Consider the following 770-nt stretch of genomic DNA (forward strand, 5'->3'; position numbering starts at 1 on the left):
TGAAGAGGTTGGTGACAACGATGCGCGGCTCGTGCAGCACGACATGGCCGAGCCCGACGCCTTCGTTGAAGGAAAGGCCGGTGAAGCTTGCCGGGCGGCTGAGGTCGAGCTCGAGCCCAGGCCGGGTGAGGCGCGCGAGATCGCCGGTGGCGATCATCTCGGCGATCACCATCGCCGTGGTTTCCAGGGCCTCGACCTCGTCGTCGCGGTAGTGACGCATGGTCTTGTTCTGCACCACCAGCACGCCCAGCGTGCGCCCTGCCCTCAGCACCGGCACGCCGAGGAAGGAATTGTAGATCTCCTCGCCCGTCTCCGGCAGGTAGGCGAAGGCCGGATGCTCCTGCGCGTTGGAAAGGTTGAGCGGCCGCGCGCTGGCGGCGATCGTCCCGACCAGGCCCTGCCCGAGCCTGAGCTGCGCCAGGTGGACGGCGTTCGGGTTCAGACCCTCGGTGGCGTAGAGCTCGAGCACGGAGTCGGCGCGCAGCACATAGAGCGAGCAGACTTCGGCGACCATGTTGGAGGCGATGTCGCGCACGATGCGGTCGAGCCGCTCCTGCGGCTCCAGCGGCTCCTGCATGAGCTCGCGAAGCCGTTTGAGCAGAACGCGCGGGCCACTGGCCGTATCACGCATCGCGGCTTGTTCTCCAATGGGCATTTCGCCCGCCGCAGTTTCTCCCGCGGCCGGCGTTCACGCAACAACTGACTCAGTTCTCGCTATTGCTTATCCAGACCGTAGACGGAATGCAAAGTGCGAACCGCCAGTTCCGTAT

Annotated in this window: 1 protein-coding gene; it reads right to left on the reverse strand. The window is 65.7% G+C overall.

Annotated elements, in window-relative coordinates:
* A partial coding sequence (locus EOD07_RS36240; RefSeq protein WP_127238495.1) for a GAF domain-containing protein occupies window positions 1-631 on the reverse strand: 631 nt, incomplete at its 3' end.
* Window positions 632-770 lie beyond the last annotated feature (139 nt).

It is taken from the genome of Mesorhizobium sp. M2C.T.Ca.TU.002.02.1.1, assembly GCF_003997225.1.